We start from the raw sequence: 20222 nt of genomic DNA, 5'->3' as shown, positions 1-20222 counted from the left end.
TAATTGCAAAACAATGTCCCACTTTCTTAGAAAATGTGTATTAGAAAAAGAAATTTATATTGTAGACCTAGAACCATTTAGAGATCTTCAATGGCTACTTTCAAATGTAACAAATAATATAAACCAGATTGCAAAAGCAACTAATACAACTGGTGTTATTTACAAGAATGAAATTGAATCAATGAACAAAGAAATAGAAAAATTGGCAAAAGAAATATGGGATATACATTCCCTATTATTAAGAAAGAAATAAGATATATAAGTTTGTAGAGCTGTCTATATATACAGTTGCAGAAACTTGTTTTATTTGATATAATATATATGTTTATATGGGGGGGTCAAATAATGAGCAATGAAATTATATTTACGATAAATGAAGTACTTAATGAAAAAAATATTAGCAAGAATTGGCTTGAAGAAAATGCTAATTTACAAAGAAGTCAATTAAACTCATATGCAAATAATAAAGTAAAACGAATAGATCTTGACGTATTAGCAAGAATTTGTATAGCGCTAAATGTCGAAGTTGGCGATCTTATTAAATTGCAAAGAAATAAAGGAGAACTTTAAATGGAATCAAAAGTAATAGTTATACCTGAAGGTAAGGTATGTGATTATATAGATGGAAAATTTAGAAAAGATACGCCAGAAGAATATGTACGTCAAACTATTGAAAAAAGACTAATAAACGAACATAAATATAATCGAGATCAAATAAGCGTTGAATATACAGTTCAAATTGGTTCTGGTAAAAAGAGAGCAGACATAGTTATATTTCCTGATGAAAAAGTTGATAAAATACAAGAAAATATAAAAATTATTATTGAATGTAAAAGTGAAAAAATTGAAGCTAGTAACTCTAAAGATGGGGTCGCTCAATTAAAATCATATATGTCAGCTTGTTCCAATGCAGAATGGGGCATGTGGACAAATAGTAAAGAAAAGTTTGTATTCAAAAAATATATAGATGATTCTGGATCTATACAATTTATGGACTATAATGACATTCCATCAGCTGATGGAAGCTTAGATGATATTAATAGACCTAAAAGAACAACTTTAAAAAACGCATCAGATGATAATTTGTTATTCACATTCAAAACATGTCATAACCATATTTATGTAAATGAAGGAATGCAAAAACAACCTGCTTTTTTTGAACTTTTAAAAGTTATTTTTTGTAAAATTGAAGATGAGAGGGACATTCCAAAACCATTAGAATTTTATGCAACAAGTGAAGAAAGATCTAATGGTGATGGTCAACTAACCATTAAAAATAGGATAGAAAAGATATTTGAAAGAGTAAAAAAAGAAAAGAAAAATGCAAAGATCTTTGAACCGAATGATAGCATAAAATTACATCCAAGGACATTATCCTATATAGTGAGCGAATTACAAAAGTATAGTCTTTTAAATACAAGAATAGATATTAAGGGAAAAGCATATGAAGAAATAGTTGGTGCTTACCTTAGAGGGGATCGTGGTGAATTTTTTACACCCAGAAATGTAATGCAGATGGTTGTTGAAATGATAAATCCTACTATTGATGAGAAAGTTTTGGACTCATCTTGTGGAACGGGAGGATTTGTTGTAACTGCTATGACTCATGCTATGAAGCAATTAAGGTCAGAATTCACAAAAGATATTGGAAAAGATAAAGAAAACTGGAATGATTATGAAAAGAAAGCTTTCCAAGATAAAATTTCTGACATGGCAAAAAATAACTATTTTGGATTTGATATTAATCCAGATTTAGTAAAAGCGACAAAGATGAACATGGTTATGAATAATGATGGCAGCGGAAATATTCTTCAAACAAATTCCCTCTTACCTCCCCATGAATGGACAGATGATTTTAAAACAAGATTAGCATCAGCTCTACAAATTGATAAAAAATCAATTATAAATCACTATGATATAGGATTTTTTGATGTAATTGTAACCAACCCACCATTTGGTAGTAAGATTCCAATAAAAGATCATGCTATATTATCTCAATTTGAACTTGCCAGAATATGGAATCAGGATAAAAAAACAGGTAAATGGACAATGACTGATAGGTATCAATCATCTGTTTCCCCTGAAATATTATTTATAGAAAGATGCTATCAATTTTTAAAACCAGGTGGAAGAATGGGCATAGTTCTTCCTGATGCTCTATTGGGTTCGCCAGGCACTGGTTATATAAGAGAGTGGCTGATTAAAAATACAAAGATTATTGCAAGTATCGATTTACACGAAGATACATTCCAACCAAGAAATGGTACTCAAACATCAGTGTTAATCTTACAAAAGAAAACAAAAGAAGAAATATCCAAAGAAGAATCTACTGGACAAATGGCTGATTATAACATTTATATGGCAATAGTTGACAAAATTGGTCATGATAAAAGAGGAAACACTCTTTTTAAAAGAGATAATGAAGGAAACGAGATAATGGTTCCTGAAAAACAAAACGTCTATAGATTAGATGAAACATCGGCAGGAGATAAAACAGCCCAAATGGAAAGTATAGAGAAAATTGTTGACGATCAAACAATTCTCGTACCAGATATTTTTAGAAAATGGAAGATTAATGAGGGAATATCATGGTAAATTCAGCAGCTAAAAAATTAGAAAAACAACTAATAGAAATAGTTGAAATACCTAAGGATGATATTAACTGGTCTAGTGTTTCTTTGAGCGATATTTTAACTAGAGATAAACGATTAGAAGCATCAACATTTAATATAGATAGAGATCATGCATTACAGCTATTAAACAATAGTAAATATGAAGTAATAACTTTAGGATCAGATAATATTGGGTTTAATGATTGCTACTATGGACCACGTGCAAAAAGAAATTATTTAAGCGATATAGATAGTACGTCTATAGGGTTTCTTGGAAGTTCAGAAATGTTAGATATTTATCCTAAACCAATAAAATATGTTTCTCCCGATAATTCTATGGTTAAACAACTTTCTTTGAGTGAAGAAATAATTTTGATATCTCGATCTGGAACTATAGGTAATGTAACTTTTGTAAATAAGTCATTAGCAAAATATTTAGTTAGTGAACATGCAATAAGGTTAGTTATTGATAAATTTCCTGGATATGTATATGCCTATCTTAAAACCGATATTGCACAAAATTTATTGCATGCAGAGAAATTTGGATCAGTAATATTAGAAATTGAACCAGAAGCATTAAAAAACATGCCTATTCCTAACCCTCCAGATATGATTAAGAAAAAAATTGACGATTTAATTCTACAATCATATGCTAAAAGAGATGAATCAAATAAACTTATTGATGAAGCAACTAAAATTATGATTGATGAGCTAGAGTTACCTCCAATTGAAGAATTAAAGAAAGAAGCTTTTTCTTACAGCAAAGATATTAATTCTTTTTCTACAAAATTAAGTGATTTAGATGGAAGATTAGAGGGAAGCTATCATATTCCTTTGATAGATGTTATAGAAAAATATATGAGTAAACATGCCGATTTAAGGTATTTAGATGATAAAGCTTTAGTAAAAGATATTATTTTGCCTGGAAGATTCACTAGAATATATGTTACAAAAGAACATGGAGTTCCATTCATAGGAGGTAAAGATTTATTTCAACTAAAGTCAGAAACAGGAAAATACTTATCAAAAAAAGCTCATAAAAACAGGTTAGAAAAAGAATTGCTCATAAAAGAAAATTCAATTATATTACCATCAAGAGGTACACTAGGATCTGTAATGATGGCTATGCTTCATCAAATAGGAAAATATGCTATAAGTGATAATTTAATTCAAATGCAATGTGAAAAAGACTATGTAGGTTATATATTTATTTTTTTAAATTCCATATATGGGGAAAAACTAATATATAGACAAAAATATGGTGGTGTTGTGAACGCTATAGAACCTATTCAATTGAAAAAAGTATCTGTACCGTTTTTAAAAGATGTTAAGAAAATTGAACTAATAAATAATCTTGCTTTCAAGGCAAATGAATTACGTTATCAAGCTTACAAACAAGAACAAGAAGCTATTAATATCATGAATAAAGAGGTGTTAGGACTATAAATAGAGTAAAATAGTTATGTAAATATAAGGAGTTCAAGACTTTTACTAAAGAAACAGATTTTAAACACAGGAGGAAATTTATGATTATAGCTATTGGAGGAGGGGAAATATCCCAAAATCAAACCTACGATATAGATAAATTCATTGTCGAGTCATCAAAAAAAGAAAATCCAAATTTTCTATTCATTCCTACAGCAAGTAAAGATGCTGAAGCTTATATAGAGATCATCAATAATTTATACGAGAGCTTAGGATGTAAAACTGATACCTTGTATTTATCTAACGTAAAAGTAAACAAGGAAGAGGTTAATCAAAAGATAGAAAATGCAGACATCATCTATGTTGGCGGCGGCAATACTCAATACATGATGAAAGTTTGGGAAGAATATGGTGTAGATAAGGCGCTAATTAGAGCTTATAAAAGTGGAAAAGTACTGGCAGGCTTAAGTGCAGGCTCTATATGCTGGTTTATTGCAGGCCATAGTGATAGTGAGTATATAGAAGGTGTTGAAAATCCAAAACCTATATGGGTTAAGGGTTTAGGTATTATTCCTTATTTACACTGTCCTCATTATGACGAGCCTGATAGAGTAGGATTTGATGAGTTTTATGTTGGACAGCTAACAGATGCGATTGCAATAGAAAATCAAGTGGCAGTTGTTTGGGATAATTATAAGATGTACGTTATTAAATCGAACCCTAATAAAAACGCATATAAAATTTCTTGGAGTGATACAGGTTTGAATAAAGAAGTTTTATTTTAAGGTTTTTCTCCGGTACTGGGACTGGGACGGGACTAAAAATTTGAAAACGTCCTATAATTAGATGGATTTATTGATACAAGAAAAAATAAAATCTAGTATTTTGAATGGTTTGGTATATATCGTACGTTTGGAAAAGAAGAATGGGAGTAATCGAAAAATTTTCTAAAATGCCTTAATTACAAGCTATAAAGAGAATGGGAAATTGATACTGGTACTCAAATGGTACTGTAAGTAAAAAAAGAATAACTTGAATAATAGTTCCAAGTGGTTTACATTTGGACAAAAAATTGAGAATGTGAATTATTTTGAAGAATATCTTCTTAAAAATACAAAATATGAAACAGCATCCACATCAAGACATGAATTTGAAGAAGTCTATAGTGTGAAGATGAAGAAGATTTTATTAAGTTAAATCTTCAAATCAGGTTTAGATAAATTTTGAATTTTTAAATATAAAAAATTAAATTTATAATGTGTATGGAGGAGTAAAATGGAAGGTATAAAAGAAGTGATGAGTATTAATATAGAAAATTGTAATTGTGTCAAAAGTGCAAATATTAATATAAATACCAATTCACTTAATATTAAATATGGTTTGAATGGAACGGGGAAATCTACAATTAGTAAGGCAATTTTATATTTTTCAAATAAAGATAATGATTCGTTATCTAATTTAAGACCATATAATTCAGATGTAGATCCTAAAATAAAAAATTGTAAGTTTAAGAAAGTAAGATTATTTGATGAAAACTATGTAAATAGGTACCTTTTTGAAAATGATAGCTTTTTAAATAATTCATATCAAGTTTTTTTGCGTGATAAAGAATTAGATAAGATCAGGGAAAATACAGAAAATTTATTAAAAAGTTTGAAAAATATTTTTGAACAATCGGAAGAATTGAATGATTTGATGAACTTTCTTCCTAGTTATAGAAACATCACTAATTTTGATAATGGTAATATTTCAAAAAGAGGTGGCTTAGGAGAATTATTAAAAGGAAATGGTTCGGGATTTGATAATCACGAAGAGTTAAATTCATATAAACCGTTTTATGAAAATAGAGACTTTTCTGATGTATCAAAATGGGCTAAATGGAGAAATGATGGAATAAAACAAATGAATGGTGAATCGTGCCCATTTTGTACTCATAATATGAATTTGGAAAGTATTGAAAAACAAAATAAAACAATATCAACTGTATTTAAAAACTCTGCTTTAAAAACGGCAAATGAAGTATTGGATTTTTTACAAAATGCTGTAGAAAAAGGATATATTGAACAAAACTCTGTTAAAATTTTGGAGAGATATATTGGTGATAGTTCTAAATCTAATGAACTATTAGCTGAGATGAATCAGATTGGAATCGAAACAGAATATTTATACGTAAAAATAAAGCAATTATTTAGATTTAAGCCCATGAATGTATCTCGTGAGCAACTCGAAGATATAGAGTCACAGCTGGATAATTTTATTATTGATAATAGACAAATATCTAGATTTTATACAACTGAGAAAATTAAATTTTTAATAAAAGAAATTAATGGGAAAATTGATGAACTAAGAGAAAAAACATCAGCTATAAAGACATTATTTCTTAAATGTCAGCAAAAAATGGAGGATTTAATAAAGGATAGGAGAGAAGATATAAATGATTTTTTTTCAATAGCAGGTTTTCCTTACAAATTTATATTAAAAAACAATGGGGAAAATAATGCTATTTGTTATTTAATTCCAAGTAATGCAGACGAAATTGACAAAATAGAAAACCCTCAAAATCATTTAAGTTGGGGTGAAAAAAATGCTTTTTCTCTAGTAATGTTTATGTTTGAAGTAGCCAATGATGATGTAGATCTAATTATTTTAGACGATCCTATAACTTCTTTTGATAAAAATAAAAAATTTGCTGTAACAAAAAGATTATTTGATAAGAAGGAGTTTAGTTTTAAAAATAAAACTGTATTGATGTTAACACATGATTTACAGCCAGTTATTGATTACGTACAAGGCAAATTTTTAAGAAGATATGATATACATACACCAGTATATGCAACATACCTTATTAATAATGATGGGAATTTAGAAGAAAAAGAGATAACAAAAAGTGATTTGAAAAATATTGTGGAATTAACTCGAAGTATTGCTATCGAAAGTTCTTATGACATCGCTACTAGGATTATTAACTTGAGAAAATTTATTGAATTAACAACACCTAATTTTTTAGAAAATTCTGCATATGATGTTTTATCAAATCTAATACATGGAAGATCTTCAGATAAATATAAGAGTAGAATAGATTATGAAAGTAAATCGGATTTTATTAATAAAGGAATGGATTTTATAAATGAATTTATACCTAATATGAATTACAATGATCTAATTGATGAAACAAGCGATGATAAATTATTACAATTAGTTAAAAATGGAAATATATATACACAAATAATAGCGATTAGATTTTTATTCGAAAAAGATAGAGATAGTGGCACTTTAATTTCACATCTTAAAAAAGAATACCCAAATGTGTGTAAATTTGTAAATGAAACAAATCATATAGAAAATGATTATATATTCCAATTAAATCCAATGGAGTTTTTCGAAATACCATTATCTTATTTAAACCAGTTAAAGATATTTTGCAATGAAAAATTAACTAACTAATTTAACATATACTATAATTAATTATTTTTCTCCGGTACTGGGATTGGGACGGGACTAAAAAATCTGAAAACGTCCTATAATTAGGTGAATTTAGTGATACTCTAAAAAATAGAATATAGTATTTTGAATGGTTTTGGATATATCGGACGTTTGGAAAAGAAGAATGGGAATAAGATACAAGATAAATTGAAATACCTAAAAATATACGTTTATCGTGTTGAAAGATGATTAAAAATCATTAAAATTAACCTAGTTTCTTTTCAGAACCTTACAGTATTTCAAACAAAAAATGCAAGATTGAATTATTCATCTTGCATTTTTTTGTTTGAAATATAATTTTTTATTGTATAAATATAGCCTTACTTTTAATAGATAAGCATTTTATAAGTAAAAACAACAGAGAGAAAAATAGGTTGGGGAATGATGGAAATATCAGTTTTACAATAATTTTTGTATTGTATATTGAAAAAATACAAATGTGAATTTTTATAATGAATGATATAATATAATTATAAATATAATTTTTTACAAGGGGTAGTAGTTGTATGGAAATCATTGTTTTATTACTTATAGCATTGGCTATTATAGGAATTCCTTCATATTTGATTTTTCGTATTTTTAAGAAATTCGATGAAAATAAGATTGTTTATTCTCCGGAAGAAGTTACTAAAAGACTTCGAAGAGGATTCTATTTGTCGAATTGGGGGATTGACTTATTATTTGGGGGGATCCTTTCTTTTATAATAATGTTTTGTGACGTTAATGAGGTTTTTATGTTTCTTGCTACAATTGGTACATTAGTTATTGGGCTTATTGTATTTTTTGTTGGAAGAATTCAGGTGGGAATGATGACAAGATACATTAATTTTTGTAACAGAGAACGCACAGAATTTGAAGAATGGATTTTACAGAATATGCTGGACATAGAAGAAGCGGCCGCGATTAGAAATGGATTAAATTCTATAACAAAAGTAATTCCTGGTGTTACAGATGATATGATTTCAGCTATGAATAGTAAAGACATAATCAGTGGTTATAGATCAGTAGGAAAAATTTATACTGGAAATAATATTTTTAAAAATCATTGGCCGATAATTTCTATTATAGGGATAATTCTAATCTCTGTTGTAACTACTATAGTAAAATGAGCTTTATTGGTAAGTATATAAGAATTGGAGAATAAAGAATATTCGAAAAATAGAATTAGTTTTAGTAAATCTTTCATTAGAAAATGTACGATAAAATTTAGATATTAGGAAGTTTGCAAAAGAAATACTGCAGTAAGAGAGGGATTATGAAATTTATTTATATAATTATGGGACCTTTTGATTCAAAGGTTGACAGAAAAGCTATTGGAAAAAATAATAATGCTGAAATTATTGGTGTTAGAAATTTGGATGAGGCTAAAGTGGTTGCTAAATCTTTAATTGGGATTGCTGATGTGATTGAGCTTTGCGGGGCTTTTGGGGAAAGTGGTGCAAGGGAGATTATTGATGCAACTTGTGGGAAAATTCCTGTTGGCTTTGTTGGGCATTTGGATTGTCAAAATGATTTGTTTGATGAAATTTTTTCTTGAATTTTGTTTTAAGTGAAAGTTTTAACAATTGATATATAATTTTATAGGAATAGTTTGGGGAAATTTAATGATTAAAAAAAGGATAATAGGAATTTTTTTATTTATTACTATATTTTTATCTGGATGTGGGAGAGCTTTTATGGCTGATTATTTATTTTCTTCTGATGATGAGGATTTTTCTAACATTCTTACGGATTTTCTTAGTGCAGCTGATGAAAATGATAAGGAAGCTATAAAGAAGATGTTTGCAGAAAATGTAAGAAATAAGGATAAGTTTGATAAGAAATTAGATGATTTTTTGAAATTTTATAAAGCAAATGCTAGATCCAGCGATTTTGATAGGAATGATATTTTGACTCGTACACAAGGCATTCAAGATAAGAGTTATTGGTGTCTGGATGCTGATTTGATGTTGAAAAAGGGTAAGGAAGAATTTTTTATTTATATGAAAGTTGTAACTTCGGATAAAAATAATCCAAAAAATCAGGGTATTCATATTATTGATTTGGCGACAAAAAATGCTTATGAAGATGGATATTTCCTTTGGCATTCTAAAGATGGAATATATGTGCAAAAAGAAGCTTGTGAAGATTACAAAACTATGATTTTGTATGGAAATAGAAGAGAATATGAGCTGGTTGATAGGAAGCTTTCTGTTGATTTTTTTAGAAATTTTATAAGAGAAAGTACTGACTACAAAAAACTTTTAAAAGAAATAGGAAAAGCTAATGGAGAGGTCTTAGAAGATGAAAATGTTTTTGAAATAAGGCAAGAGGTAAGTGAAAAAACTTATGTAATCTGCTATGTTTCGGGAGATGAAATAATTAAAGTGGAAGTGGTAAATGAAGATGAAAGACTTGAGACAATTTATTCGAAAGATGGAAAAAGTGATTAAGTTTTTTTCTTGAATGTGTTTTAAATAAAAACAAATCCTCAAATGCAAATTTTAGGCTTTTAAAATTTTTGATTTTTAAATTTGAAATCAAATAAATTTTTGCATGAGGATTTGTTTTTTTAGTTGTGAGTGCCTTAAGGCACTTTTTTAAATTCTTATTTTTCAATAAGTTTTGCTAATTCGATTTTGATTATTTTTTATTATTTATTCCACAATTCTTCTGCGACTGTTTTCCAATCTTTTGCGTAGTCTTCGCATTTGTCGCACAAGTCGTCTACGTTTTCTTTTTCTAGTATATCTGTGGATTTTGCCATTGATTTTTTTACCATATATTTTAATAAATTTGGTTTATTTTTAAAATTTTTTTAGCATATAAATAATTTTAAAAGAGGAAAATATTTGTCTGATTTTAATTTGTTTTTTAGTTTGAAATATTTATTTTTCAATTGTTGTTTTATATTTTTTATGATAATATTATAACTAGGTGAGATTTTTGAAAAATCTTTTATCTTAAAAAAAATATTTGGAGGAATTATGCAATTATCGACTTTATCGTCTTTGCAATGGAACCTTATTGCAGGTGGACTTGCAATATTTTTGTTCGGTATTAATTTGATGGGGGATTCTCTTACAAATTTTGCTGGACCAAAACTTAGGGGATATGTAGAAAAGTATACGTCAAATCCTATTAAGGGAATTCTAGTTGGAATTGTTATTACGGGATTAATTCAATCATCATCAGCAACTACCGTTATAGCTATTTCTTTTGTCAGGGCAGGTGTGATGAGCCTTGAACAAGCAATCGGTGTAATTTTGGGTGCTAATATTGGTACAACTGTTACAGCTGTTTTGATTGGTTTTAATTTAGATTATTTATCTTATTTTATTTGCCTTATTGGTGTTATTGTTTTTTTATTTTCAAAAAAGAGAAAGGGCAAATATATTGGAGAAATTTTAATTGGTTTTGGACTTTTATTTATTGGTCTAAAAATGATGGGAGATAGCCTTGCTGAGCTTAAAAATATTCCAGGCTTTGAAGATATAGTTACAAATCTTGGCAAAAATCCTATAATTGCTGTTTTGGTTGGAGCAGTTCTTACTGCTATTATTCAATCTTCATCTGCTTTTATTGGTATTGTTCAATCTTTGTATGCGTCTGGAGCTATTGGCTTAAATCTTTCTTTAGGATTTTTATTTGGAGCAAATATTGGAACTTGTATAACTGGAGTTCTTGCATCTTTGGGTGGCTCTTTGTCTGCAAAAAGAACAAGCTTATTCCATGTTTTGTTTAATGTTTTAATTTCAGCAATATTTTTGGTATTATTGGTGCCTTACGGAGGATTTATTTCTTTTGTTTCTGATAAATTTTCCTTAAATCCAATGATGACTATTGCCTTGGGACATTTTTCATTTAACTTTGTGGGTATGGTTTTATTTGTTCCAATTATTAAGCAAGTATCAACAATACTTCATAAAATTATTCCTTGTAAAGATTCAATTTTCTCTGACGTTTCAGATATTGAACTTGAAGAAAGTCTAATAAATACTTTCCCAGCAGCAGCTCTTGATCAAGCAAAAACTGCCATCATAAAAGAAAGTAAAATTGCTCTTGAAACTATAAAATCAACTCAAAAATATTTAAATTCAAGAGATAAAAATGATTTATCAACTGCCAACCAAGCAGAGGCTTTGGTAAATGAAATGGATACAAAAATTCAAAAATATATCTTAGATATTTCAAAATCAAATTTGGTAAGTGAGCTTGAGGGAGAAATTCATAATTATTTACAAGTACAAATAAATGTAGAAAGAGTTTCAGATCTTGCTCAAAATCTTGGAGAATATTTTGATGAAATTAATGAGGCAGGAGAAAAATATAATGATGAGGCCTTGGCTGATTTAAATAGTATTTATGAGCTTGTAATTCATAACTATGTAAATGCCATAGAAGTTTTTGAATCTGAAGATTCAGCCTTGTACGAAACTCTTAGAGAAGATGAGGCAAACTTGGATTTATTAGAACAAAATTTAAGAAGATCTCATTATAGAAGACTTACCGAAGGCGAAAAATTATCTACAGTTGCAAGTTCAGTTTTTGTCGATATTGCATCAACAGTAGAAAGAATCGGAGACCACGCTTTCAATATTGCTCGTCTAACAGTTGATCCTGTAAAGGTTCACGGCGAATACGAAAAGCCAGTTGTTAAACTTGATGGAGCAAATTAAATAAATTTTTAAAAATCTCGCAGAGTATGCTGTGAGATTTTTTTGTGTAAATATTGGGTAAATATTTTCTAGGCTTTAAGATAAAGGAGATTTTATGTTAGAAGTTAAAAATTTTACAAAAAAATACAATAATGGCAAGCTTGCCGTTGATGATATTTCGTTTGAAGTGAAAAATGGAGAAATTTTTGGATTTTTGGGGCCAAATGGTGCTGGAAAATCTACAACTATTAAGGCAATTGTAGGACTTATCAAAAAAACAAAAGGAGAGATAAGTATTGATGGATTAAAATTAGAAGATGATCCTATTTCATACAAAAATAAATTTTCCTATCTTGCCGATAATCCAGATTTATTTGATAAATTTACAGGAGTTGAATATATAAATTTTGTGGCAGATATTTATGGAATTGATGAAAAAACTAGAAATGAAAGGCTCAATACTTATCTTGATTATTTTGATATAAGAGAGGCTATGGCTGATTTGATTTCTTCATTTTCTCATGGAATGAAGCAAAAACTTGCCATAATTGCATCCCTTATCCACAATCCAGATCTTTTGATTTTAGATGAGCCAATGGTTGGTCTTGATCCAAAATCTTCTTTTAATCTTAAAAAAATAATGAAAGAAAGAAAAGATGAGGGTAAGATGGTTTTCTTCTCAACTCATATAATGGAAGTTGCAGAAAATATTTGTGATAGACTTGCTATAATTTCCAAAGGAAAAATTGTAGCAGTAGGTTCGCTTTCAGAAATAAGGGCAAATCTTAATGAAAATAAATCCCTAGAAGAATTATTTTTGGAGCTTACAGATGAAAAATAAAAGATTAAAAATTCTTTTTAGGAAAAATTTTAAGGAAGAAATCGCTCAATATTTGCCCGGAACAAAAGTTTACGGACTTCCAAATGATTATACACTTAGGATTTTATATATACTTTTGATGTATGGATTTTATACTATTATGGGACTTGCAACATTTTCCTTGTTGGCGTTTTCGTATTTAAGGAAAAATGATGAATATTCCTATTTTTTATCTGCCAGTCTAATCATAAGTATTTTTACAATAATTTTATCGGCGGTTGATTTGATTTCTGATTATTCAAAAAGCAAGGACACAAATATTTTGATGACTATGCCAATAAAAGATGAAGAAATTTATTTGTCAAAATTTCTTGCCATAGTTTTATCAAAATTTGAAATATTTTATTTTTATATTTTGATGATTTTGATTTATTTATTTAATAAGGGATTTTCCTTTATTAAATTTTTTGGCTTGATAATAAATTCATTTCCAATATTTGTAACATCAGTTGCCATAATTTCTATTTTTATAATGGTAATTATGAGGTATTCAAACATAAGATTTTACAAAACCAGTTTGAAATTTATTGGATATGGATTTTTGCTTTTGCTTTTGGGCTTTATATATTTTTATTCTTATAGGAAAAATGGAGATGTAAGTATAATCAAGCTAGTAACAAAATTTTTTCTTGACCATAAAGATAAGATGTCACTTCTATTTTTCCATACAAGAATTTACGGAAAAAGTTTAGGAGGAAGTGGAATAGATTTTATTATTTATACTTTCCTTCTTTATATATACACTTTTTTAATCCTATATATTTTGGCAAAGCTTGCATCAAAAATATATTTTGATTCTCTATTAGGAAATGAAAAAAGAAAAATTCGCAAGAAAAATATAAAAATATCAATCAAAAAATCATCAACAATCATAGCAATTTTTAAAAAAGATTTTAAAACTATTATAAAAAGTCCGGTATATTTGTTTCCAATTATTTCATCTATGATTATTTTTACATGTATATGGGGATTTGGGACAATTGAAATGTTTGATTTTATAAAAAAACTTGATATTTCAAATGTAGAAATATATTTATTTATAATTATTGGAGCATTTGTCTTTAGATTTTTCATAACAGCAAACGACTTGGCAATAAATTCTTCCCTTTCAAGAGAAGGAGAAAGCTTGTACCAAACCCTAACCTTGCCAATAAGCCCAAAAGAAAATATTTTGGGAAGAGCTCTATCAATAAATCTTGTAAATTTAATTATAAATATTTCATTTTGTATGGTATTAAAATTTATAATTAAAATAAATATTCTTGTAAGCTTTGTAATTTTTTTGGGATTTACACTTGCAAGTCTTGTTTCATCTTTTTTGGGACTTTTGATGGATGCAAATTCAGTCAACATTCATTGGCAAAAAGAAAGAGATCTTACAAAAGGCTCATCACAAAACGTAGGTTATTATGTAATTAGTGGAATAACAATGACAATCGTAGGAGTTTTTGCGTATTTAATTTATACTTTTACAAATATTTATGTTGGATTTTTATTTGTAATAAGCTTAATAATAATTTCTATAATTTTTTTATACAAATCATGTTTGAAAAAATATCAAAAAGGATTTTATGATTTATAAAAAAATACAAGAGTTTGATAAAAAAAGATTAGTTTATTTATCAAACTCTATTTTCTTACTCAAATTTAAAATAAAAAAATAAATTTTGAAATTATTTCCTAGAAAACGCTATTTTTAAATGAAAAAATTGAAAGTATTTTCACGTTCTAAGCCTTGAAAATGTTTCTAAAAAATCTTGACTTTTTGAAAGTTATTAATTATAATAACAATATAGGTAATTACCATATACGAGGAGGAAAATATGAAAAAATGGAAAACAACTTTGGTGGCATTGTTAGCAGTATTTGCACTTACATCTTGTGGCAATAACAAAGCAAACGATAGTAGTAACAATGCAGCGTCAAACAAGTCTTCAGAAACTGAAAAAAGTTCAGATAATTCTGAAAAGGCTTTCGAAGGTAAGACATTAACACTAGCAGGTCTTGACGGCGGATATGGAACAAAGGGCTGGAAAAAAGTTATAGCTAACTTTGAAAAAAAGACAGGCGCAAAAGTAGAAGCAAAATTTGAAAAAAATATTCACGAAGTAATAAGACCAGAAATCCAAGCAGGAAATGCTCCTGACGTAATTTATAATAATATTGGACAAGAATCAGGTCTTACAGAAACAATGATTAAAGAAAAAATGCTTATGGATATAAGCGATGTTTTGGACAAAAAAGTTCCAGGAGAAGAAAAAACTGTAGGAGAAAAAATAATTCCAGGATTTACAGATACTGCTGTAACAAATCCTTACGGCGACGGTAAAACATATCTTGCTCCATTATTCTATTCACCAACAGGACTTTGGTATAACAAAGCAATGTTTAAAGATGGTGGCGGAAAATATGAACTTCCAAAAACAATGGATGAATTCTTAGCACTTGGTGAAGAAGCTAAAAAAGATAAAATTTCATTATTTACATATCCTACAACAGGATATTTTGACACATTCTCATTTGCAATGTTCTACAACATTGGTGGAAATGAATTATTTGATAAGTTGATGAACTACGATGCAAAAGCTTGGGAAAATGAAGCTACACCATATTTTGAAACAGTAGGAAAAATTTTGGAATACTTAAATCCAAATACAGTAGCTCAAGCTAACAACGAATCATTTACACAAAACCAACTACAAGTTATGAAAAACGAAGCATTATTTATGCCAAACGGAACTTGGGTAGTTGAAGAAATGAAAGATGCAAAAGGCGTTGCTGATGGATTTGAATGGGGCTTTATGCCACTTCCTTCAATGAAAGACGGCGAAAGATATGCATATTCTTGGTTTGAACAAATATTTATAACACAAACTGCAAAAGAACCAGAACTTGCTAAAGAATTTCTTGCTTACTTGTATTCAGACGAAGCAGCAAAAGCATTTATAGAAAACGGTGGAGCAGTTCAACCAATCAACGATGTTGAAAATATGATAACAGATGAAAATCAAAAATTATTCTATTCAATCTATGGCGATGATGTAAAAGCAGCTCTAGGTGGATGGGCAGCAGCTCCAGCAGTTGAAGGTGTAGATATGTCAAAAGAATTATTTGATGCTATAAACTCAGTAGCAAATAAAGATAAATCTGTAAAAGATTGGCAAAAAGATGTAGTATCTGCAGCACAAAAAATATCAGAAGCTGTAAAAGCTGAAAAGTAATTGAAAATAATTAAGGCGGTCTATTCCGCCTTAAATTTTTATAAGGAGTTAATATGAAAAATAGTAAGGATAAAAAACGATTTATAGCCTTAGGATTATTACCTTCATTGATACTTTATACTATCTTTATGGTCTATCCTACCATAAATGTATTTTATGAGTCTTTGTTTAAAACGGGGGGCTTATCTGGAAATAAAACTTTTGTTGGTCTAGCTAATTTTAAATTATTATTTTCTGATAGTAATTTTATTAGGTATTTTCAAAATACAATATTTTTAATAGTAATAGTTACAATTGTGACTATGTTTTTGGCAATTATTTTCGCATCAATTTTATCAAGAGAAAAAATAGCAGGCCAAAATTTCTTTAGGATTATATTTTATATACCAAACATCCTTTCTATAGCAGTTATTGCATCAATTTTTGCAGCAATTTATGGAATGGATCAAGGTCTTATAAATGGATTTATGAGATTATTTAATAGTAATCATACAAACGTTCCTTTTTTAGGAGATAGGATGTATGTTGTTTATTCAATTGGCTTTGCAATGATTTGGCAAGCAATTGGATATTATATGGTAATGTATATGTCAACTATGAGTCAAATTCCTGAACATTTATATGAGGCAGCAAACCTCGATGGAGCTGGAAAAATTCGTCAATTTTTTGATATTACCTTACCACTTACATGGCAAACAATTAGAACTACATTAACATTTTATGTAATTTCAAATATCAACATAGCTTTCCAAATTATAAAAGCTTTGACAGGCGGAGGACCTGATGGTGCAAGTCTTACCCTATTAAATTATCAATATGAACAAGCCTACACCAATTCATCTTTTGGTTATGGACTTGCTATTGGTGTTGTCGTGTTCTTATTCTCTTTTATTCTTTCAGCAATAATTCATAGATTGACAAAAAGAGATATCATGCAATACTAGGAGAAAAAAATGAAGAAAAAATCAAAACTTTTTAATATATTTATTTATTTGTGTTTGGTTATTTTTGCCTTATCAATTTTAGTCCCAGTTTTTTGGGTTTTTATGGCATCAATAAAAACAAATCCAGAATTTTATGGCAACCCTTGGGCCTTGCCTATGAGTTTTTACTTAAATAACTTTAAAGATGCATGGGCCGCTGCTAATATGGGAGATTATTTTTTAAATTCTTTGATAGTTACAGCAATTGCTTTGGCTTTGCTTTTGCTTATATCACTTCCATTTTCATATATTTTAGCAAGAATGCAATTTAAAGGAAGAAGATTCGTAACTTCATATATAAAAGCAGGTTTATTTATAAACTTGTCATACATCGTTATACCAATATTTTTAATGTTAAGAGATGTTTCAAAATCTATTCCATTAGCTTTATTAAATAATAGATTTGTCCTTGCATTAATATATGCGTCAACAGCAGTTCCATTTACAGTTTATCTTTTGACAAACTTTTTCTCATCAATTTCTAAATCTTATGAAGAGGCAGCTTATATTGATGGGGCTGGTTATTATAGAACTATGATGGACATAATGATACCTATGGCAAGACCAGCAGTTATTACAGTTATTTTGTTTAATTTTTTGAGTTTTTGGAATGAATATATTTTAGCCCTAACTCTTATGACTGATCCATCAAAAAGAACCTTGCCAGTTGGATTAATAAATCTTCAACAAGCAGCAAGAGGAGCAGCAAATTATGGAAGACTTTACGCAGGTCTAGTAATTGTAATGATACCAACATTAATAATTTATATTTTAGTTCAAAAACAACTTACTGAAGGAATGATGGTAGGAGGAGATAAGGGATGATAGATAAAAAAAGAGGAAGATTGACTCTTCCAAGTGAAGCTAATTTTTATGATGAAACTTGCGAGATGATTGAAAAGCTTGGAGCAGATGCAATAAGAGATTCTGATGGAACATATCTTCCAGATGAGATTAAAGATATAGAAGGAGTTGATATATATACAAACTTCTTTCCAACTCGTGGTCACAACGAATTTGCAGAAACTGTTCCTTTTGAAAGATCAAGATTTTTCTTGATAAGTGATTTTGTAACAGCAACTAGCGATATTACAAAAATAGATTTTCTAAAAGGCTATTACAAAAAACAATTAATAGCTGATTATGATTATGATCCAAAAAAATGGTGGCAAGTTTATGATAGAAGCACAGGCGAAGTTGTTGATCCTTCAAATTGGGAAATTGATAAAGAAAAAGATATAGTCAGTGTAAAAACAATTCCTTATCATGTTTATACAGTAAACTTTTTGGCTTATGGAATTTGGGATCCAGTTCAAATGTACAATCACATAACAAATGATTGGGGAGATGAAGTTGCTCATCATATTCCTTTTGATGTTAGATATGAAAAATCTAGTGAATTTGTAGAAAAAAATTTAGAAAAATGGTTACAAGAAAATCCAAAAACAAATGTAGTAAGATTTACAACATTCTTCTATCAATTTTCACTTTTCTTTAATGAAGATGCTAAGGAAAAATATGTAGATTGGTTTGGCTATTCAAACAGTGTTTCCCCAGAGGCTATGATTGCCTTTGAAAAAGAATATGGTTATAGATTAACAAGTGAAGATTTTGTTGACCAAGGTTTTTATAATAGTAATTACAGAATACCAAGCAAAAAATATTTAGATTACATTGATTTTCAACAAAGATTTGTTTCTAATAAGGCAAAAAAATTAGTTGATCTTGTTCATAAATATGGCAAAAAAGCAATAATGTTTTTGGGAGATCATTGGATTGGAACAGAGCCTTATGGAAAATATTTTAAAAATATAGGACTTGATGGAGTGGTTGGCTCAGTCGGAGATGGATCAACTTTAAGAATAATTTCAGACATAGATGTTCCTATGACAGAGGGTAGATTTTTACCATACTTTTTCCCAGATGAATTTTATGAAGGAAATGACCCATCAATTGAAGCAAAAGATAATTGGGTAAAGGCAAGACGTGCTTTATTGAGAAATCCTCTTGATAGGATTGGATATGGCGGATACTTATCTCTTGCTTACAAATTTCCAAAATTTATAGATTATATAACAAAAGTTGCAGATGAATTTAGAGAAATTTATGATATTTCATCAAAGGCAAAACCTTACAAGGCTTGTAAAGTTGCAATTTTAAATTCTTGGGGATCTATAAGAACTTGGGGAGCTTATGTTGTAGCTCATGGAAAATGGTTTAAATTAGCTTATTCATACAGTGGAATAATTGAAGCACTTTCTGGTATGGATATGGATGTTAAATTTATTAATTTCGAAGATGTAAAAAAAGGAATTGATAAGGACATTGATGTAATAATTAATGCTGGAGATGCTTATACTGCATTTTCTGGTGGAGAAAATTTCTTAGATCCAGAAGTTCTTGCAAATATTAGAAAATTTGTTTATGAAGGCGGAGGCTTTATTGGAATAGGAGATCCAAGTGCTTACCAACATCAAGGAAGATTTTTCCAACTTGCAGATGTATTGGGAGTTGATGTTGAAAAAGGATTTTCACAAGGATTTGATAGATATTTTACACAAGAAACCAAAGATCATTTTATAACTAAAGATTTAAAAGAATATAAATATGGGGAAGAAAAACCAAATGTTTATGCAATAAATGAAAAGACTCAAATTTTAAAATATGAAAATAATGAAGTCTATATGGCAGCAAATGATTATGGAAAAGGAAGAAGTTTTTATGCTATGGGCCTTTCCTATAGTTTAGAAAATACAAGATTATTAAAAAGAGCTATTCACTATGTTTCTCACAAGGAAGATATTTTAGAAAAATATTTTGCTAAAGACATTAGGCTAGAAGTAACTGCTTATCCTGAAATTTCTAAATATTGTGTAATAAACAATTCAAATGAAAAAGTAAAATCTATTGTTTATGATGGAGATAAAAATGCGCACGAAATAGAAATTGATGCAGGCGAAATTATCTGGTTTGAGGAGTAA

Annotated in this window: 18 protein-coding genes; 17 read left to right on the top strand and 1 reads right to left on the bottom strand. The window is 28.7% G+C overall.

Going from position 1 to position 20222, the window contains the following annotated elements; genetic code table 11:
• From mobC to HMPREF0078_RS06040, 10 genes are all read left to right on the top strand, one after another.
• A partial coding sequence (gene mobC / locus HMPREF0078_RS06080; protein ID WP_004839255.1) for a plasmid mobilization relaxosome protein MobC occupies positions 1-253 on the top strand: 253 nt, incomplete at its 5' end.
• A gap of 92 nt (positions 254-345) precedes the next feature.
• Positions 346-570 (top strand): helix-turn-helix domain-containing protein, encoded by a 225-nt coding sequence (locus HMPREF0078_RS06075; RefSeq protein ID WP_039920572.1) that lies wholly within the window; start codon positions 346-348, stop codon positions 568-570.
• The gene (locus HMPREF0078_RS06070) at positions 571-2595 is read left to right on the top strand and encodes an N-6 DNA methylase (RefSeq protein ID WP_004839253.1); all 2025 of its coding nucleotides are present in this window, start codon (positions 571-573) and stop codon (positions 2593-2595) included.
• Positions 2589-4058, top strand: coding sequence for a restriction endonuclease subunit S (locus tag HMPREF0078_RS06065; protein ID WP_004839252.1), 1470 nt, complete (start codon positions 2589-2591; stop codon positions 4056-4058). Before HMPREF0078_RS06070 ends, HMPREF0078_RS06065 begins: the two co-directional genes overlap by 7 nt.
• A gap of 80 nt (positions 4059-4138) precedes the next feature.
• Positions 4139-4822 carry a Type 1 glutamine amidotransferase-like domain-containing protein gene (locus tag HMPREF0078_RS06060; RefSeq protein WP_004839251.1) on the top strand — a complete coding sequence of 228 codons (684 nt, stop codon included), beginning with the start codon at positions 4139-4141 and terminating at the stop codon, positions 4820-4822.
• A 295-nt stretch (positions 4823-5117) separates the two neighbouring features.
• Positions 5118-5234: an HpaII family restriction endonuclease gene (locus HMPREF0078_RS09005; RefSeq protein ID WP_232618495.1), complete on the top strand. Its 117-nt coding sequence runs from the start codon at positions 5118-5120 to the stop codon at positions 5232-5234.
• Between the two features lie 78 nt (positions 5235-5312).
• Positions 5313-7481 carry a hypothetical protein gene (locus HMPREF0078_RS06055; protein ID WP_004839250.1) on the top strand — a complete coding sequence of 723 codons (2169 nt, stop codon included), beginning with the start codon at positions 5313-5315 and terminating at the stop codon, positions 7479-7481.
• Positions 7482-8026: 545 nt separating this feature from the next.
• Positions 8027-8629 carry a hypothetical protein gene (locus HMPREF0078_RS06050; protein ID WP_004839249.1) on the top strand — a complete coding sequence of 201 codons (603 nt, stop codon included), beginning with the start codon at positions 8027-8029 and terminating at the stop codon, positions 8627-8629.
• Positions 8630-8775: 146 nt separating this feature from the next.
• On the top strand, positions 8776-9057 hold the full coding sequence (locus HMPREF0078_RS06045; protein WP_004839248.1) for a DUF6506 family protein: 282 nt from the start codon (positions 8776-8778) through the stop codon (positions 9055-9057).
• 139 nt (positions 9058-9196) lie between these two features.
• The gene (locus HMPREF0078_RS06040) at positions 9197-9952 is read left to right on the top strand and encodes a DUF5104 domain-containing protein (RefSeq protein WP_232618467.1); all 756 of its coding nucleotides are present in this window, start codon (positions 9197-9199) and stop codon (positions 9950-9952) included.
• A gap of 200 nt (positions 9953-10152) precedes the next feature.
• Here HMPREF0078_RS06040 and HMPREF0078_RS09335 read toward each other — a convergent pair whose 3' ends face one another.
• Positions 10153-10281, bottom strand: a complete 129-nt coding sequence (locus HMPREF0078_RS09335; RefSeq protein ID WP_004839246.1) for a hypothetical protein — start codon at positions 10279-10281, stop codon at positions 10153-10155.
• 205 nt (positions 10282-10486) lie between these two features.
• Between HMPREF0078_RS09335 and HMPREF0078_RS06035 the strand changes: the two genes are divergently transcribed.
• The 7 genes from HMPREF0078_RS06035 (at position 10487) to gnpA (ending at position 20222) form a co-directional block, all read left to right on the top strand.
• Positions 10487-12178: a Na/Pi cotransporter family protein gene (locus tag HMPREF0078_RS06035; protein WP_004839245.1), complete on the top strand. Its 1692-nt coding sequence runs from the start codon at positions 10487-10489 to the stop codon at positions 12176-12178.
• Positions 12179-12272: 94 nt separating this feature from the next.
• On the top strand, positions 12273-12998 hold the full coding sequence (locus HMPREF0078_RS06030) for an ABC transporter ATP-binding protein (RefSeq protein WP_004839244.1): 726 nt from the start codon (positions 12273-12275) through the stop codon (positions 12996-12998).
• Positions 12988-14619, top strand: coding sequence for a hypothetical protein (locus tag HMPREF0078_RS06025; RefSeq protein WP_004839243.1), 1632 nt, complete (start codon positions 12988-12990; stop codon positions 14617-14619). The genes HMPREF0078_RS06030 and HMPREF0078_RS06025 overlap by 11 nt, the downstream gene beginning before the upstream one ends.
• A gap of 241 nt (positions 14620-14860) precedes the next feature.
• On the top strand, positions 14861-16258 hold the full coding sequence (locus tag HMPREF0078_RS06020; protein ID WP_004839242.1) for a carbohydrate ABC transporter substrate-binding protein: 1398 nt from the start codon (positions 14861-14863) through the stop codon (positions 16256-16258).
• A 53-nt stretch (positions 16259-16311) separates the two neighbouring features.
• On the top strand, positions 16312-17202 hold the full coding sequence (locus HMPREF0078_RS06015; RefSeq protein ID WP_004839241.1) for a carbohydrate ABC transporter permease: 891 nt from the start codon (positions 16312-16314) through the stop codon (positions 17200-17202).
• A gap of 9 nt (positions 17203-17211) precedes the next feature.
• Positions 17212-18066, top strand: a complete 855-nt coding sequence (locus HMPREF0078_RS06010) for a carbohydrate ABC transporter permease (RefSeq protein ID WP_004839240.1) — start codon at positions 17212-17214, stop codon at positions 18064-18066.
• Positions 18063-20222 carry a 1,3-beta-galactosyl-N-acetylhexosamine phosphorylase gene (gnpA, locus tag HMPREF0078_RS06005; protein ID WP_004839239.1) on the top strand — a complete coding sequence of 720 codons (2160 nt, stop codon included), beginning with the start codon at positions 18063-18065 and terminating at the stop codon, positions 20220-20222. Before HMPREF0078_RS06010 ends, gnpA begins: the two co-directional genes overlap by 4 nt.

The sequence above is a fragment of the Anaerococcus vaginalis ATCC 51170 genome (genome assembly GCF_000163295.1).
Taxonomy (GTDB): Bacteria; Bacillota; Clostridia; order Tissierellales; family Peptoniphilaceae; genus Anaerococcus; species Anaerococcus vaginalis.
Note: the sequence above shows the minus strand (reverse complement) of the source record. Positions and strands in the feature narration are given on the sequence as shown.